At 64.0% G+C, this 13887-nt stretch carries 24 protein-coding genes; 1 reads left to right on the top strand and 23 read right to left on the bottom strand.

What is annotated here, in order from left to right:
• Positions 1 to 82: 82 nt before the first annotated feature.
• The 21 genes from rplO to LQ955_RS00470 form a co-directional block, all read right to left on the bottom strand.
• Positions 83 to 817, bottom strand: coding sequence for a 50S ribosomal protein L15 (gene rplO / locus LQ955_RS00570; protein ID WP_231026315.1), 735 nt, complete (start codon positions 815 to 817; stop codon positions 83 to 85).
• Entirely contained in the window at positions 817 to 1002 is a 186-nt protein-coding gene (rpmD, locus tag LQ955_RS00565) for a 50S ribosomal protein L30 (protein ID WP_104242488.1), read from the bottom strand. The genes rplO and rpmD overlap by 1 nt, the downstream gene beginning before the upstream one ends.
• Positions 1002 to 1688, bottom strand: coding sequence for a 30S ribosomal protein S5 (gene rpsE / locus LQ955_RS00560; RefSeq protein WP_390623410.1), 687 nt, complete (start codon positions 1686 to 1688; stop codon positions 1002 to 1004). Before rpsE ends, rpmD begins: the two co-directional genes overlap by 1 nt.
• A 26-nt stretch (positions 1689 to 1714) precedes the next feature.
• Positions 1715 to 2086, bottom strand: coding sequence for a 50S ribosomal protein L18 (gene rplR, locus LQ955_RS00555; RefSeq protein WP_231026314.1), 372 nt, complete (start codon positions 2084 to 2086; stop codon positions 1715 to 1717).
• Between the two features lie 2 nt (positions 2087 to 2088).
• Positions 2089 to 2625, bottom strand: coding sequence for a 50S ribosomal protein L6 (gene rplF / locus LQ955_RS00550; protein WP_231026313.1), 537 nt, complete (start codon positions 2623 to 2625; stop codon positions 2089 to 2091).
• A 6-nt stretch (positions 2626 to 2631) separates the two neighbouring features.
• The gene (gene rpsH / locus LQ955_RS00545; protein WP_231026312.1) at positions 2632 to 3030 is read right to left on the bottom strand and encodes a 30S ribosomal protein S8; all 399 of its coding nucleotides are present in this window, start codon (positions 3028 to 3030) and stop codon (positions 2632 to 2634) included.
• A 127-nt stretch (positions 3031 to 3157) separates the two neighbouring features.
• On the bottom strand, positions 3158 to 3763 hold the full coding sequence (rplE, locus tag LQ955_RS00540; protein WP_231026311.1) for a 50S ribosomal protein L5: 606 nt from the start codon (positions 3761 to 3763) through the stop codon (positions 3158 to 3160).
• On the bottom strand, positions 3763 to 4122 hold the full coding sequence (gene rplX / locus LQ955_RS00535) for a 50S ribosomal protein L24 (RefSeq protein ID WP_231026310.1): 360 nt from the start codon (positions 4120 to 4122) through the stop codon (positions 3763 to 3765). Before rplX ends, rplE begins: the two co-directional genes overlap by 1 nt.
• Before the next feature lie 3 nt (positions 4123 to 4125).
• Positions 4126 to 4494 (bottom strand): 50S ribosomal protein L14, encoded by a 369-nt coding sequence (gene rplN, locus LQ955_RS00530; RefSeq protein WP_231026309.1) that lies wholly within the window; start codon positions 4492 to 4494, stop codon positions 4126 to 4128.
• A 41-nt stretch (positions 4495 to 4535) separates the two neighbouring features.
• Positions 4536 to 4841 (bottom strand): 30S ribosomal protein S17, encoded by a 306-nt coding sequence (rpsQ, locus tag LQ955_RS00525; protein WP_231026308.1) that lies wholly within the window; start codon positions 4839 to 4841, stop codon positions 4536 to 4538.
• Complete coding sequence (gene rpmC / locus LQ955_RS00520) at positions 4841 to 5200, bottom strand: 50S ribosomal protein L29 (RefSeq protein WP_231026307.1); 360 nt, start codon at positions 5198 to 5200, stop codon at positions 4841 to 4843. Before rpmC ends, rpsQ begins: the two co-directional genes overlap by 1 nt.
• The gene (gene rplP, locus LQ955_RS00515) at positions 5200 to 5619 is read right to left on the bottom strand and encodes a 50S ribosomal protein L16 (protein WP_136641104.1); all 420 of its coding nucleotides are present in this window, start codon (positions 5617 to 5619) and stop codon (positions 5200 to 5202) included. The genes rpmC and rplP overlap by 1 nt, the downstream gene beginning before the upstream one ends.
• A gap of 2 nt (positions 5620 to 5621) precedes the next feature.
• Positions 5622 to 6422, bottom strand: a complete 801-nt coding sequence (rpsC, locus tag LQ955_RS00510) for a 30S ribosomal protein S3 (RefSeq protein WP_231026306.1) — start codon at positions 6420 to 6422, stop codon at positions 5622 to 5624.
• Positions 6422 to 6820: a 50S ribosomal protein L22 gene (gene rplV / locus LQ955_RS00505; RefSeq protein ID WP_231026305.1), complete on the bottom strand. Its 399-nt coding sequence runs from the start codon at positions 6818 to 6820 to the stop codon at positions 6422 to 6424. The genes rpsC and rplV overlap by 1 nt, the downstream gene beginning before the upstream one ends.
• 24 nt (positions 6821 to 6844) lie before the next feature.
• Positions 6845 to 7126: a 30S ribosomal protein S19 gene (rpsS, locus tag LQ955_RS00500; protein WP_104242462.1), complete on the bottom strand. Its 282-nt coding sequence runs from the start codon at positions 7124 to 7126 to the stop codon at positions 6845 to 6847.
• Between the two features lie 11 nt (positions 7127 to 7137).
• Entirely contained in the window at positions 7138 to 7977 is an 840-nt protein-coding gene (rplB, locus tag LQ955_RS00495) for a 50S ribosomal protein L2 (RefSeq protein WP_231026304.1), read from the bottom strand.
• Between the two features lie 23 nt (positions 7978 to 8000).
• Entirely contained in the window at positions 8001 to 8300 is a 300-nt protein-coding gene (gene rplW, locus LQ955_RS00490) for a 50S ribosomal protein L23 (protein WP_231026303.1), read from the bottom strand.
• Positions 8297 to 8950, bottom strand: a complete 654-nt coding sequence (gene rplD / locus LQ955_RS00485; RefSeq protein ID WP_231026302.1) for a 50S ribosomal protein L4 — start codon at positions 8948 to 8950, stop codon at positions 8297 to 8299. Before rplD ends, rplW begins: the two co-directional genes overlap by 4 nt.
• Positions 8951 to 8953: 3 nt before the next feature.
• Complete coding sequence (gene rplC / locus LQ955_RS00480) at positions 8954 to 9610, bottom strand: 50S ribosomal protein L3 (protein ID WP_231026301.1); 657 nt, start codon at positions 9608 to 9610, stop codon at positions 8954 to 8956.
• A gap of 10 nt (positions 9611 to 9620) precedes the next feature.
• Positions 9621 to 9929 (bottom strand): 30S ribosomal protein S10, encoded by a 309-nt coding sequence (rpsJ, locus tag LQ955_RS00475; RefSeq protein WP_104242452.1) that lies wholly within the window; start codon positions 9927 to 9929, stop codon positions 9621 to 9623.
• Positions 9930 to 10281: 352 nt separating this feature from the next.
• Positions 10282 to 11493 (bottom strand): MFS transporter, encoded by a 1212-nt coding sequence (locus LQ955_RS00470; RefSeq protein WP_231026300.1) that lies wholly within the window; start codon positions 11491 to 11493, stop codon positions 10282 to 10284.
• 63 nt (positions 11494 to 11556) lie between these two features.
• Between LQ955_RS00470 and LQ955_RS00465 the strand changes: the two genes are divergently transcribed.
• Entirely contained in the window at positions 11557 to 12033 is a 477-nt protein-coding gene (locus tag LQ955_RS00465; RefSeq protein ID WP_231026299.1) for a winged helix-turn-helix transcriptional regulator, read from the top strand.
• Positions 12034 to 12140: 107 nt separating this feature from the next.
• Here the strand turns inward: LQ955_RS00465 and LQ955_RS00460 are convergent, their stop codons facing one another.
• The gene (locus LQ955_RS00460; RefSeq protein ID WP_231026298.1) at positions 12141 to 12752 is read right to left on the bottom strand and encodes a response regulator transcription factor; all 612 of its coding nucleotides are present in this window, start codon (positions 12750 to 12752) and stop codon (positions 12141 to 12143) included.
• Complete coding sequence (locus LQ955_RS00455; protein ID WP_231026297.1) at positions 12749 to 13882, bottom strand: sensor histidine kinase; 1134 nt, start codon at positions 13880 to 13882, stop codon at positions 12749 to 12751. Before LQ955_RS00455 ends, LQ955_RS00460 begins: the two co-directional genes overlap by 4 nt.
• Positions 13883 to 13887: the final 5 nt, after the last annotated feature.

The following is a 13887-nucleotide window of genomic DNA, read 5'->3' as shown; positions in this document are numbered from 1 at the left end:
GACTCTACTCGAACTCGCCGGGCCAGAAGGCCAAAAAGGGCGGCTGCCGAAAGACAGCCGCCCCCGCGACGAGCATGCAGCTCTACTTGACGGAGCCACCAGCCGCGACGATCTTCTGCTCGGCAGAGCCGGAGACCTTGTCGACGGTGACGTTCAACTTGACTGCAATATCCCCATTGCCGAGAACTTTGACCTTCTCGTTGTTACGAACGGCACCCTTCGACACGAGGTCGGCAATGGTGACATCGCCACCGGTCGGGTACAGCTCGGCCAGACGATCCAGGTTCACGACCTGGTACTCGATCTTGAACGGGTTCTTGAACCCGCGCAGTTTCGGAGTGCGCATGTGAAGCGGCATCTGGCCACCCTCGAAACCGACACGCACTTGGTAGCGCGCCTTGGTTCCCTTGGTGCCACGACCCGCGGTCTTACCCTTCGAGCCTTCACCACGACCGACACGCGTGCGTGCCTTCTTCGAGCCGGCGGCCGGGCGAAGGTGGTGAACCTTCAGTACCTGATCGCGAGCCTCGACGGGAGCAGCCTGAGCCTTAGCGGCCTTCGGCGCGGCGACCGTCTCAGCCGTTGCTGCGGCACCCGTGGTGGATGCAGCGGCGGCCTTGGTTGCGGGAGCCTTGGTCGCCTTCGCGGCCTTAGGAGCCTCGTCGGTCGACTTCTCTGCCTTCGCTGCGGCGGCCTTGGGGGCCTTCGCAGCAGTCGCAGTCTCGGTCTTGGGTTCGGCCTTCGCCTTCGGCGCTGCCTTTGCGGCAGGTGCCTTCTTGGGCGCTACCTCGGTAGCGTCGTTCTGTTCTTCAGCCATTAGTCAATCTCCTCGACTTTCACCAGGTGAGCGACGTGGCGAACATAGCCGCGGTTCTGCGAGTTGTCTTCGCGCACGACGAACTGGCCGATGCGGTGAAGACCGAGGCTACGCAGGGTGTCGCGCTGGTCTTGCTTTTCGCTGATCTTGGACTTGATCTGCGTGATCTTGAGGCTCGTTGCCATTACGCACCTACCTTTGCGAGAGCTGCGGCCGAGTCGGCCTCAGCTTGCGCACGCAGCAGGCGAGCAGGAACAACCGACTCGAGCGGCAGGCCACGGCGTGCTGCCACGGCGCGGGGCTCTTCGAGCTGCTTGAGGGCTTCGACCGTTGCGTGAACGATGTTGATGGTGTTCGACGAGCCGAGCGACTTGCTCAGAACGTCGTGGATGCCTGCGCACTCCAGCACCGCGCGCACAGGACCACCGGCGATAACACCGGTACCTGCAGCGGCGGGGCGCAGCAGAACAACACCGGCAGCCGCTTCACCCTGAACGGGGTGCGGAATGGTGTTGCCGACGCGGGGAACGCGGAAGAAGTTCTTCTTCGCCTCTTCGACGCCCTTCGAGATAGCGGTCGGCACCTCACGGGCCTTGCCGTAGCCGACGCCCACCAGGCCGTTGCCGTCACCGACGACGACGAGAGCGGTGAAGCTGAAGCGACGACCACCCTTCACCACCTTGGAGACGCGGTTGATGGTGACGACGCGCTCGAGGAACTGGCTCTTCTCAGAGTCACGCGATCCGCGGTCTTTGTTCGGGTTGCGCTCACGGCCACCGCGACGAGCCTCACGAGGCTCGTTCTGGGCTGCAGGCGCTTCGGTTCTTGTCGCTTCGGCCGTAACGGCCAGAGCGGTCGTAGCTTCTGCCACGTCAGCTTCCTTTGCTTTTTCGTCACTCACAGGTCTAGTCCGCCCTCTCGAGCGCCGTCGGCGACTGCCGCGACGCGACCGGCGTACCGGTTACCACCGCGGTCGAAGACGACTGCTTCGACGCCGGCGGCCTTGGCGCGCTCGGCGACGAGCTCGCCCACCTTGTGGGCCTTGGCCGACTTGTCACCATCGAAGGTGCGCAGGTCTGGTTCGAGAGTCGAAGCCGACGCCAGGGTGAAACCCTTGCTGTCGTCGACGACCTGCACGAAGACGTGCCGGGCCGAACGGGTGACGACCAGGCGCGGGCGCAATTCGGTACCCTCGACCTTCTTGCGAAGACGGTCGTGGCGACGGCCGCGTGCAGCAGCCTTGCTCTTGCCTCTTGTTCCAGTAGCCATGATTACTTACCGCTCTTTCCGGCCTTGCGACGAACGACCTCGCCGGCGTAGCGCACACCCTTGCCCTTGTAGGGCTCTGGCTTGCGCAACTTACGAATGTTGGCAGCTACTTCGCCGACAGCCTGCTTGTCGATACCGCTGACAGTGAGCTTGTTGACACCCTCGACCGTGAAGCTGATGCCCGCGGGCGGCTCGACGGTGATGGAGTGGGAGTAGCCGAGTGCGAACTCGATGTTCGCGCCCTTGGCGGCGACACGGTAACCGGTACCGACAACCTCGAGGCCCTTGGTGTAACCCTGGGTGACTCCGATGATCTGGTTGGCGATGAGCGTGCGGGTCAGCCCGTGCAGCGAACGCGACTCGCGCTCGTCGTCGGGACGGGTGACGAGCACTTGGCCGTCTTCGATCTTCGCTTCGATGGGAGCCTTGACGGTGAGCGCGAGCTCACCCTTCGGGCCCTTGACCTTCACATCTTGACCGTTGATGGTGATGTCGACTCCGGCAGGAATCTCGATCGGCAGTCTTCCAATACGTGACATCAGTGATCACCACACGTAGGCGAGGACTTCCCCACCCACGCCTTTCTGTGAGGCCTGGCGGTCGGTCAGAAGACCCGACGAAGTAGAGAGGATAGCGACACCGAGGCCACCGAGAACGGTGGGGATCTCGGTCGACTTCGCGTACACGCGGAGCCCGGGCTTCGAAACGCGCTTGATGCCCGCGATGGAGCGCTCACGGTTCGGACCGAACTTCAGCGAAAGGGTCAGCGTCTTGCCGACCTCTGCGTCTTTGACATCCCACGCGGAGATGTAACCCTCGCTCTTGAGGATGTCGGCGATGTGCGACTTGAGCTTGCTGTGCGGCATCGACACGGAGTCGTGGAATGCCGAGTTGGCATTGCGCAGTCTGGTCAGCATGTCTGCGACCGGATCTGTCATTGTCATTGGAGTGTTGCCCTTCTGGCCTGGTTTCGACACCCTTTGCGAGAATGCCGACCTGTGGTCTCTGCCAGGGCCGGCCGAGTTGCTGACCCTGGTTTACTGCGGGTGGTGCTGGTGCTGAGAACGGGTATTAGGCGTTGTCAGCGGTACGGAACGGGAAGCCGAGCGCCTTGAGCAGCGCGCGACCCTCGTCGTCGTTCTTGGCCGTGGTCACGACAGTGATGTCGAAACCGCGAACGCGGTCGATCTTGTCTTGATCGATCTCGTGGAACATGGACTGCTCCGTGAGGCCGAACGTGTAGTTGCCCTGACCGTCGAACTGGCGGTCGGAGAGGCCGCGGAAGTCGCGGATGCGGGGAAGCGCGAGCGACAGCAGCCGGTCGAGGAACTCCCAGGCGCGGTCGCCACGAAGCGTGACGTGGGCGCCGATGGGCTGGCCCTCGCGCAGCTTGAACTGAGCGATCGACTTGCGGGCCTTGGTGACCTGCGGCTTCTGACCCGTGATTGCAGTCAGGTCGCGCACAGCGCCGTCGATGATCTTGCCGTCACGGGCTGCCTCACCGACACCGGTGTTCACGACGACCTTGATGAGGCCGGGAACCTGGTGGATGTTCGTGAAGCTGAAGTCTTTCGTGAGCTGGGGAACGATCTCGTTCTTGTACTTCTGCTTCAGGCGCGGTTGGGGCCGAGAAATAGACTCAGCGCCAGCCGCGGGCGCAGTTGCTGTGTCAGTCATTAGATGTCCTTGCCGCTTTTCTTGGCGTAGCGAACGCGAACGTTCTTGGTGACGCCGTCTTTGGTGACCTGCTCGACGCGGAACCCGACGCGGGTCGGCTTCTTGGTCTCGGGGTCGACGAGAGCGACGTTCGACACGTGGATCGGGGCCTCGACGGTCTCGATGCCACCGGTCTTGGTGCCGCGCTGGGTCTGGCCGACACGCACGTGCTTCTTGACGTAGTTCACGCCTTCGACGATCACGCGGTTCTTCTCGACCTGTACTTCGATGACACGACCCTGCTTGCCGCGGTCTCCGCCGCGTTCCTGGGTAGCGCCCGAGATGACCTGAACCAGGTCACCCTTCTTGATGTTCGCCATGATTTAGATAACCTCCGGTGCCAGCGAGATGATCTTCATGAACTTCTTGTCGCGAAGCTCGCGACCGACCGGGCCGAAGATGCGGGTGCCACGGGGGTCACCATCGGTCTTCAAGATCACAGCGGCGTTCTCATCGAACTTGATGTAAGAGCCGTCGACACGACGGGTCTCTTTCTTGGTGCGAACGATGACGGCTTTGACGACGTCACCCTTCTTGACATTGCCGCCGGGGATGGCGTCTTTGACGGTCGCCACGATGATGTCACCGAGGCCGGCGTACCGACGGCCGGAGCCACCGAGAACGCGAATCGTCAAGAGCTCTTTGGCACCGGTGTTGTCGGCAACCTTGACTCGGGATTCCTGCTGAAGCATTTTCTACTCTTCCTATCGAGAGGTAAGCAAGCGCGCGGCGCTTACTTGGCCTTTTCGAGAATCTCGACCAGGCGCCAGCGCTTGGTAGCGCTCAGCGGACGGGTCTCGGAAATGAGCACCAGGTCGCCGATACCGGCAGAGCCGTTCTCGTCGTGCGCCTTCACCTTGGAGGTGCGGCGGATGACCTTGCCATACAGCGGGTGCTTCACGCGGTCTTCGACCTCGACGACGATGGTCTTCTCCATCTTGTCGCTGGTGACGTAGCCACGACGGGTCTTGCGGTAACCGCGCTCGTGATCGGGCGCGGCAACAGTCTCAACTGCAGCGGGTGCTTCAGTCTTAGCCATTACTTGGCCTCCTCAGTTGTGTCGGTGACGACCTCAGCCTCGGCTGCGGGCGCTTCGGTCTCTTCGACGTCAGCGGCCTTCGCCTTGCGGGTCTTCTTGGGCGCCGCAGCAGCCGGCACGACCTCGACGGGGGCGGGCGTGGCACGGATGCCCAGCTCGCGCTCACGAACGATCGTGTAGATGCGGGCGATGTCGCGCTTCACGGCGCGCAGGCGGCCGTGGCTTTCGAGCTGGCCGGTGGCCGACTGGAAGCGCAGGTTGAACAGCTCTTCTTTAGCCTTGCGCAGCTCTTCTGCGAGACGTGAATCTTCGAATGTGTCGAGCTCGACCGGGGTGAGCTCTTTTGAGCCGATCGCCATTATGCGTCGCCCTCCTCGCGCTTGATGATGCGTGCCTTCAAAGGCAGTTTGTGAATTGCACGGGTGAGCGCCTCACGAGCAACGACGTCAGAGACACCGGAGAGCTCGAAAAGTACACGACCTGGCTTGACGTTCGCGATCCACCACTCGGGGCTACCCTTACCGGAACCCATGCGGGTTTCGGCCGGCTTCTTGGTGAGCGGGCGGTCGGGGTAGATGTTGATCCACACCTTTCCGCCACGCTTGATGTGACGCGTCATGGCGATACGAGCGGACTCGATCTGCCGGTTGGTCACATAAGCCGGGGTGAGGGCCTGAATGCCCCACTCGCCGAATGACACGGTGGTGCCACCGGTTGCCTGGCCGCTACGGCCGGGGTGGTGCTGCTTGCGGTGCTTGACTCTGCGTGGAATCAACATAGTTAGGCCTCAACTCCTACAGCTGCCACGGGGGCGGCGTCTGCCTTGGGCGCACTGGTCGGAGCCGCGTTGCGACGGGGGCGGTCGCCACCGTCACGACGGTCGTCACGACGCTCGGGGCGCGTTGACTTCTGGTTCGCCTGCTCGCGAGCAAGCTCCTTGTTGGTGATGTCGCCCTTGTAGATCCAGACCTTCACACCGATGCGGCCGAACGTGGTCTTCGCCTCGTAGAAGCCGTAGTCGATGTTCGCGCGCAGGGTGTGCAGAGGCACACGGCCTTCGCGGTAGAACTCCGAACGGCTCATCTCCGCGCCACCGAGGCGGCCGGAGACCTGGATGCGAACACCCTTGACGCTCGGGGTGCGCTGGGCGCCCTGCAGGCCCTTGCGCATCGCGCGGCGGAACGCCACACGTGCACTGAGCTGCTCGGCGATGCCCTGCGCCACGAGCTGAGCTTCGGCCTCGGGGTTCTTCACCTCGAGGATGTTCAGCTGGATCTGCTTCTTGGTGAGCTTCTCGAGGTCGGCACGAATGCGCTCGGCCTCGGCGCCGCGCCGACCGATCACGATGCCCGGGCGGGCAGTGTGAATGTCGACACGAACGCGGTCACGGGTGCGCTCGATCTCGATGCGGGCGACGCCTGCACGGTCGAGCGACTTCGTGAGCAGGCTGCGGATCTTCACGTCTTCGGCGACGAAGTCGCTGTAACGCTGCCCTACCTTGGTGCTGTCAGAGAACCAACGCGACACGTGGTCGGTCGTGATGCCCAGACGGAAACCGTAGGGGTTTACTTTCTGGCCCATTACTTCTTTCCTGCCTTCTTGGAACCCTGAGTTGCAACGCCGACCTCATCGGGCGTGGCGAGCACGATCGTGATGTGGCTGGTGCGCTTCAGAATCTGGAATGCGCGTCCCTGTGCACGGGGCTGGAAGCGCTTGAGGGTCGTACCCTCGTCGACGAATGCCGTCGCGACGAACAGGTCTTGCTCGTCGAGGTAGCTGTTGTCTTTGTCGGCCTTGACCTTCGCGTTCGCGATCGCAGACTCGACGAGCTTGTAGACAGGCTCGCTTGCGCCCTGCGGGGCGAACTTCAGAATTGCCAGGGCCTCCATGGCCTGCTTGCCGCGAATCAAGTTGACGACGCGACGAGCTTTCATGGGGGTGACGCGGATGTGACGCACGCGTGCGATCGACTCCACCATTTCTCTCCTCCTTACGCCACCGCGTTAGCGGCGACGACCCTTCTTGTCGTCTTTCACGTGTCCGCGGAAGGTACGCGTCGGCGAGAACTCGCCGAGCTTGTGACCGACCATGGTCTCCGTGATGAACACGGGGATGTGCTTGCGACCGTCGTGAACGGCGATCGTGTGGCCCAGCATGGCTGGGATGATCATCGACCGGCGTGACCAGGTCTTGATGACGTTCTTGGAACCGGCTTCGTTCTGTACGACGACCTTGCGGAGCAGGTGGTCGTCAACGAAGGGGCCCTTCTTGAGACTGCGTGGCATCTTCTCGACTCCTACTTACGCTTCTTGCCGACGTTACGGCGACGAACAATGAGCTTGTCGCTCTCTTTGTTGGGGTGGCGGGTGCGGCCCTCTTTCTGACCCCACGGGCTGACCGGGTGACGACCACCGGAGGTCTTGCCCTCACCACCACCGTGCGGGTGGTCGACGGGGTTCATCGCGACACCACGAACCGTGGGGCGAACGCCGAGCCAGCGCTTGCGGCCGGCCTTGCCCCAGTTGATGTTCGACTGCTCGGCGTTGCCGACCTCGCCGATCGTCGCGCGGCAGCGAGCATCCACGTTGCGGATCTCACCACTGGGCAGACGAAGCTGGGCGTAGGGGCCGTCTTTCGCCACGAGGCGAACGGATGCACCGGCTGAACGTGCCATCTTGGCGCCTCCCCCCGGCTTCAGTTCGATCGCGTGGATGACGGTACCGACGGGGATGTTCTTCAAGGGCAGGTTGTTACCCGGCTTGATGTCGGCGCTGGCACCGGACTCGATGATGTCGCCCTGGCTGAGCTTGTTCGGCGCGATGATGTAACGCTTGGTGCCGTCGACGAAGTGCAGCAGCGCGATGCGAGCCGTGCGGTTCGGGTCGTACTCGATCTCGGCAACGCGGGCGTTGACGCCGTCTTTGTCATTACGACGGAAGTCGATGACGCGGTACTGGCGCTTGTGGCCACCACCGATGTGACGGGTCGTGATGCGCCCGGCGTTGTTACGGCCACCGGTCTTGGGCAGCGGGCGGAGCAGCGACTTCTCGGGCGTGGTGCGGGTGATCTCTGCAAAGTCTGCAACAGATGAGCCACGACGACCGGGAGTAGTCGGCTTGTATTTGCGAATAGCCATGTTCTTATCCTCTGGATTCCGACTCAGCCAACAGCCGTGAAGATGTCGATGGTGCCGGACTTGAGGGTGACAATGGCACGCTTGGTGTCTTTGCGCTTGCCCAGCCCGAACTTGGTACGGCGGGTCTTGCCGATCTTGTTCATGGTGTTGACCGAGTTGACCTCGACGCCGAAGATCTTCTCGATAGCGAGCTTGATCTCGGTCTTGTTCGAGGTGGGCGCCACGATGAAGGTGTACTTACCCTCGTCGATCAGGCTGTAGCTCTTCTCGGAGACGACCGGCGAGATGATGATGTCGCGGGGGTCTTTGTTGTTGCCGCTCATGCTGCAACCTCCTCAGTCTTCGTCTTTGACGCGATGAAGCCGTCGATGGCGCCCTTGGTGAAGACGATGTCGTCACTCACCAGAACGTCGTAGGCGTTCAGCTGGTCGTAGGTCAGAACGTGCACCTCGGGAACGTTGCGAACGCTCTTCACGGCGATGTCGTCGCCGCGCTCGACAACCACGAGAACGTGCTTGCTGGTGGCGATCTGCTCGAGCAGCGCGATGGCCGTCTTGGTCGACGGAACCGGCCCGAGGGTCAGCGAGTCGACGACGTGCACGCGGCTGCCGCGGGCCCGGTCGGAGAGTGAACCCAGCAGTGCTGCCGCGATCATCTTCTTGGGGGTGCGCTGGTCGTAGCTGCGCGGGGTCGGGCCGTGCACGATGCCACCACCGGTCATCTGAGGAGCGCGGATCGAGCCCTGACGAGCGCGACCGGTTCCCTTCTGCTTGAACGGCTTGCGGCCGGCACCGGAGACCTCACCACGACGCTTGGTCTTGTGAGTGCCCTGGCGTGCGGCAGCGAGCTGCGCGACGACGACCTGGTGGATGAGCGGGATGTTGGTCTGTACATCGAAGAGCTCGGCGGGAAGGTCGACTGTGCCGGCCTTCTTGCCCTGAGCATCGATGATGTCGACGGTAACGTCAGCCATGAGCTACGCCCCCTTCACTGCGGTACGAACGAAAACGAGACGGCCACGGCCGCCGGGAACGGCGCCCTTGACGAGGAGAAGGTTCTTCTCCGCGTCGACCGAGTGCACGACGAGGTTGAGCACGGTGACGCGCTCGCCACCCATACGACCGGCCATGCGCATGCCCTTGAAGACACGGCTGGGAGTCGAGGAGGCACCGATCGAGCCGGGCTTGCGGTGGTTGCGGTGCGAACCGTGCGATGAGGAGACACCCTTGAAGTTGTGACGCTTCATGACACCGGCGAAGCCTTTGCCCTTGCTGGTGCCGACGACGTCGACCTTCTTGCCGGCTTCGAAGACGGCGTCGACGGTCAGCTCCTGGCCGAGCGTGTACTCGGCGGCGTCAGCGGTGCGGATCTCGGTGACGTGACGGCGAGGCGTGACGCCCGCCTTGTCGAAGTGACCGGTCAGCGGCTGGTTCACCTTGCGAGGGTCGATCTGGCCCGCGGCGATCTGAACGGCTTCGTAGCCGTCGACCTCGGGGGTACGAACCTGGGTGACGACGTTCGGGGTGATCTGAACGACGGTGACGGGGATGAGACGGTTGTTCTCGTCCCACACCTGGGTCATGCCGAGCTTGATGCCGAGCAGACCCTTGGAGGTCTTGGTTGTAGTAGCCATCAGTCGCTCCCTACAGCTTGATCTCGATGTTGACATCGGCAGGAAGGTCGAGACGCATCAACGAGTCGACAGCCTTGGGCGTCGGGTCGATGATGTCGATCAGGCGCTTGTGGGTGCGCTTCTCGAAGTGCTCGAAGCTGTCTTTGTACTTGTGAGGCGAACGGATGACCGCGATGACGTTCTTCTCGGTCGGCAGCGGCACGGGGCCGACTACGGTTGCGCCCGCACGCGTGACTGTGTCGACGATCTTGCGCGCCGAGCTGTCGATGACCTCGTGGTCATACGACTTAAGTCGAATGCGGATCTTTTGTCCCGCCATGTTTGACTCATCTCTCTTGTCTTGCGTCGTACCATCCCGGCCGGTGGGCCGCTCCTGCATTGGACGCGCTTAGAACACTGTTCTTCTGTCAAAGCCCCACCCGCGAGCACGCACACTGTAAAAACACGCACAGAAGTACGCGCATTTCGAGAGGGGATTTTGAAGCTTCGTTCTGCTACCCGCGGCCTAGCCCTACAAGATCAAGGACCTATAGCTATGCACTGCCTGGTAGTGATCGAGCGTGACCCGCGAGTGAACGCAGAAATACCCGAAGTACTGAACTAGAAGATTCTGCCACACGAGAGGGGGTTCGTGCAACCCGGGCGTGTCGCGGCGGCGTGTCGCCGTCGGATCAGACCAGCACCGCCGCAGCACGGGCCCTCAGCCGCCAGTCCACGAGCGCGAGCACGACCACCACGACGGCCAGAACGCCTACTAGCGGCGACACGATATCCACCGACGCCGCAAGACCGACGCCGGTGGCCAGAATACCCGCGCCCACGGCCGTGAGCGCCTGAAAGAGATAGGAGAACAGGTACACGGCCGACAGCGTCGCACCGCGGTGCTCGGGCTTGGTCATCCGGCCGATCAGCTGCAGGCCGCCCATGAAGGCGAGCGAATACCCGGCGCCACCGACGACACACCACAGCAAGAAGAGGCCGAGTGACCCGGAACTCGCCACCACCTCGAGCAGCAGCAGCCCCACGATCGAGAGCGCCGCGCCCAGGATCACCGCGACGTGGGCGTGGATGCGCTGCAGCACGATCGCGGTGCCGCCGATCATGATCGACGAGACGGCGAGCAGCGCGCCGACGACGAGCAGGTTCGTGGTTCCGGTGAGGTCGCGCGCGATGGAGGCTCCGAGCGAGAGGAAGACGGCGCCGACAGAGTAGGCCAGCGACACGGCCAGGGTCGACACGATGAACACGCGTACAGTGCCGCGGGGCACACGGATCGCCTGCGGGCGCCAGGCAGGGCGGGCATCCGCTGCCCCCTCGGGCATGAAGAACACGGCTACGAAAACGAGGGCGCTCAAGACCGAGAGCACGATGAAGCTGAGGCCTTCGGGCCACGCCGCGTACTGGGCGAGGGTTCCCGAGATGAGCAGGGCGAGCGTGAGACCGAGGGCGGTGGATGCGGTGGTCAGTGAGCTGGCCAGGCGCGGGTTCGACGAGGTGTTGTTCTCGACGAGCGATGCACTCGCGGCTCCCAGGGCGAACGCCGTGCCGACACCCTGCAGGGCGCGGCCGATGTAGAGCCACGTTAGGTCGGGGGCGAACGCGAAGAGCACGCCGGAGACCAGAATCAGGGCAATGCCGACGAGCATGGCGCGGCGGCGGCCGATGGCGTCGGAGACGTTGCCGAAGACGAGCAGGCTGATCAGCAAGACAACGGGGTAGGTCGCGAAGACCGTCGTTATCACGGTTGACGAGAGGTGCCACTCGGCAGCGTAGGTCGGGTAGAGCACGGAGGGCGCGCCGCTCGACCACAGGCAGAGGGCGAGAACCGCAGCGGATGCCCAGAAGCTCCCGCGCTTTGCGAACCGGTGACTCGGTGTGGTCATGTCGGTAGCCTATCCATCTAGATTTGAATTGCCAATGCAGCTCACTGGTTCTAGCCTTAAGCCGTGCCCCCCGAAAACAATTCCCGCGTGAAGCCAGAACACCACTGCTCCATTCATCGCAGCCTCGACCTGATCGGTGAAAAGTGGTCGCTGCTGATCGTTCGTAATGCGCTGCGCGGTGAGAGCCGGTTCTCGGAGTTCCGCGACAACCTCGGAATTCCGAGCGATGTACTGACGGCGCGACTGAGCTCGCTCGTCGACGCTGGGGTGCTCGAACGTCGCCCCTACCGCGAGCCCGGGGCGCGCGAGCGTTACAGTTACCACCTCACCGACGAGGGCCGCGCGCTCAAAACTGTGCTGATCGCACTGCAGGAGTGGGGCGACGAGTACGACCCCAACCCGGGCGGGCGGGTTTCGGTGACGCGCGATCGGGCGACCGGGCAGCACGCCTCGCTCGCGTTCGTGGGTGACGACGGTGCACTGCTCGACGCGGCCGACGTGGCGCTCGTGCCCGGTCCGGCGGCCACGTTTACCTGGTAGCACCGAACACGAGTCCGGCACGTGCGGCCGAGCGCGTCACGTGTACCCGCCGGTCTCGGCCACGAATGCCGGTTTCGGATGACAGGCGGGGCCACGGGCATCCGGAGTCAGCTGAGCAGCCAGCCGTTGTCTTCAGCGATGCGCACGGCCTCGGCACGACTGCGGGCGGCGGTCTTGCCGATGGCGCTCGAGAGGTAGTTGCGCACCGTACCCTCAGAGAGAAAGAGGGCCGCGGCGATGTCGGCCACGCTGCCGCCGCGCTGGGCGGCGCGCAGAATGTCGGATTCGCGCGCGGAGAGCGGGTTGTCGCCCGAGGCGAGCGATTCCGCGGCGAGTGCGGGGTCGACGACGCGCTGGCCGGCGTGCACGCGGCGTACGGCATCGGCGAGCTGGCGTGCGGGAGTGTCTTTGACGACGAATCCGCTGGCGCCGGCGGCCATGGCGCGCTTGAGGTAGCCCGGGCGGCCGAACGTGGTCACCACGAGCACACGGCACGAGGGCAGCGCTTCGCGAAGTCGGGCAGTGACGGCGATTCCGTCGAGGCCCGGCATCTCGACGTCGAGCAGGGCGACATCGGGATCGGTTTCGCGGGCGAGTTCGACCACGACATCGCCGCGCTCAGCCTCTGCGACGATCTCGAGGTCGGGTTCGAGGCCGAGCAGGGCGGCCAAAGCGCCGCGCACGAGCGCCTGGTCGTCGGCGAGCAGCAGCCGGATCACGCGGTCACCCGCAAGACGAAGCCGCCGCCGGCTCCGGGGCCGGCAGAGAGCGAGCCGCCGACCGCGGCGACTCGTTCACGCAGGCCCGCGAGGCCGTTGCCGCGCGACAGAGGTTCCGCGGCCGGATCGCACCCGGTGCCGCGCCCGTCGTCGACGATCTCGACGCAGTGCGGCTCGAGCACGATGGTGCAGCGCGCGGCGCCCGAGTGCCTGATCACGTTGGTCACTCCTTCTCGAACCACCCAGGCGAATACCTGGCTGGTGTCGGTCGGTACGGCATCGACCGTATTCGGCAGGTCGGCCTGAATCCCAGCACTGTTCAGCGCGATTCTGGCACCCGAGAGTTCGGCGGCGAGGTTCACGCCGCGATATCCCGTGACCGTCGAGCGTACATCGGCCAGTGCGCCCCTGGCGAGCCGTTCGATATCGTCGACCTCGACGCCAGCGCGCTCCGGATGCTCGGGCAAGAGTCGTCCCGCCAACTCTGCCTTGACGGTGATGACGGTCAGCGAGTGGCCCAGAATGTCGTGCAGATCGCGCGCCACCCGCGAGCGCTCCTGCTCGACGGCGAGGCGCGCCGTCTCGGCCTGCGCGTCTCGAAGGCGCCGCACCAGCTCGAGCTGACGCGCGAAGGCCGACATCATCATGGCGATCGAGAAGGTGATGAGGGGCAGCCAGAATGCGTTGGACGGATCACCAGTGGCGCTCGAGATCAGCACGAAGGAAAACACCGCGATCACGCCGACCACGAGCGCGACGATGCGGGTGGGCGGGGCGCTCATGGCGAACGTGATTGCGACGAACACCCAGAGCGAGGTGACACCGACCCCCATGAAGGGAAGGAAGACCAGCGTGGTGACGAAGTAGGCACCGGTGTAGAGAATCTTGCGTGACAGTGGAGCGCCCCACAATCGCGGCGGCAGCAGAACGTAGATCGCTGCCCAGGCCACGAGCAGCACCTGGCCGACGATTTCGAGCGCAAGTGGGAGCCCGTTGGTCCACAGCACCGAGATCGGAAAGGCCAGCCAGATGAGCCCCACGGTCGAGCCGAGGTACCACCGCCGGCCGCCGGCCCGGGCATCCATCTCGTCGAACCCACCGTCTCGCGTCGCCTCAGAGCCCGCTGACATGCAGG

The organism is Subtercola endophyticus, assembly GCF_021044565.1.
GTDB classification, from domain to species: Bacteria; Actinomycetota; Actinomycetes; order Actinomycetales; family Microbacteriaceae; genus Subtercola; species Subtercola endophyticus.
Note: the sequence above shows the minus strand (reverse complement) of the source record. Positions and strands in the feature narration are given on the sequence as shown.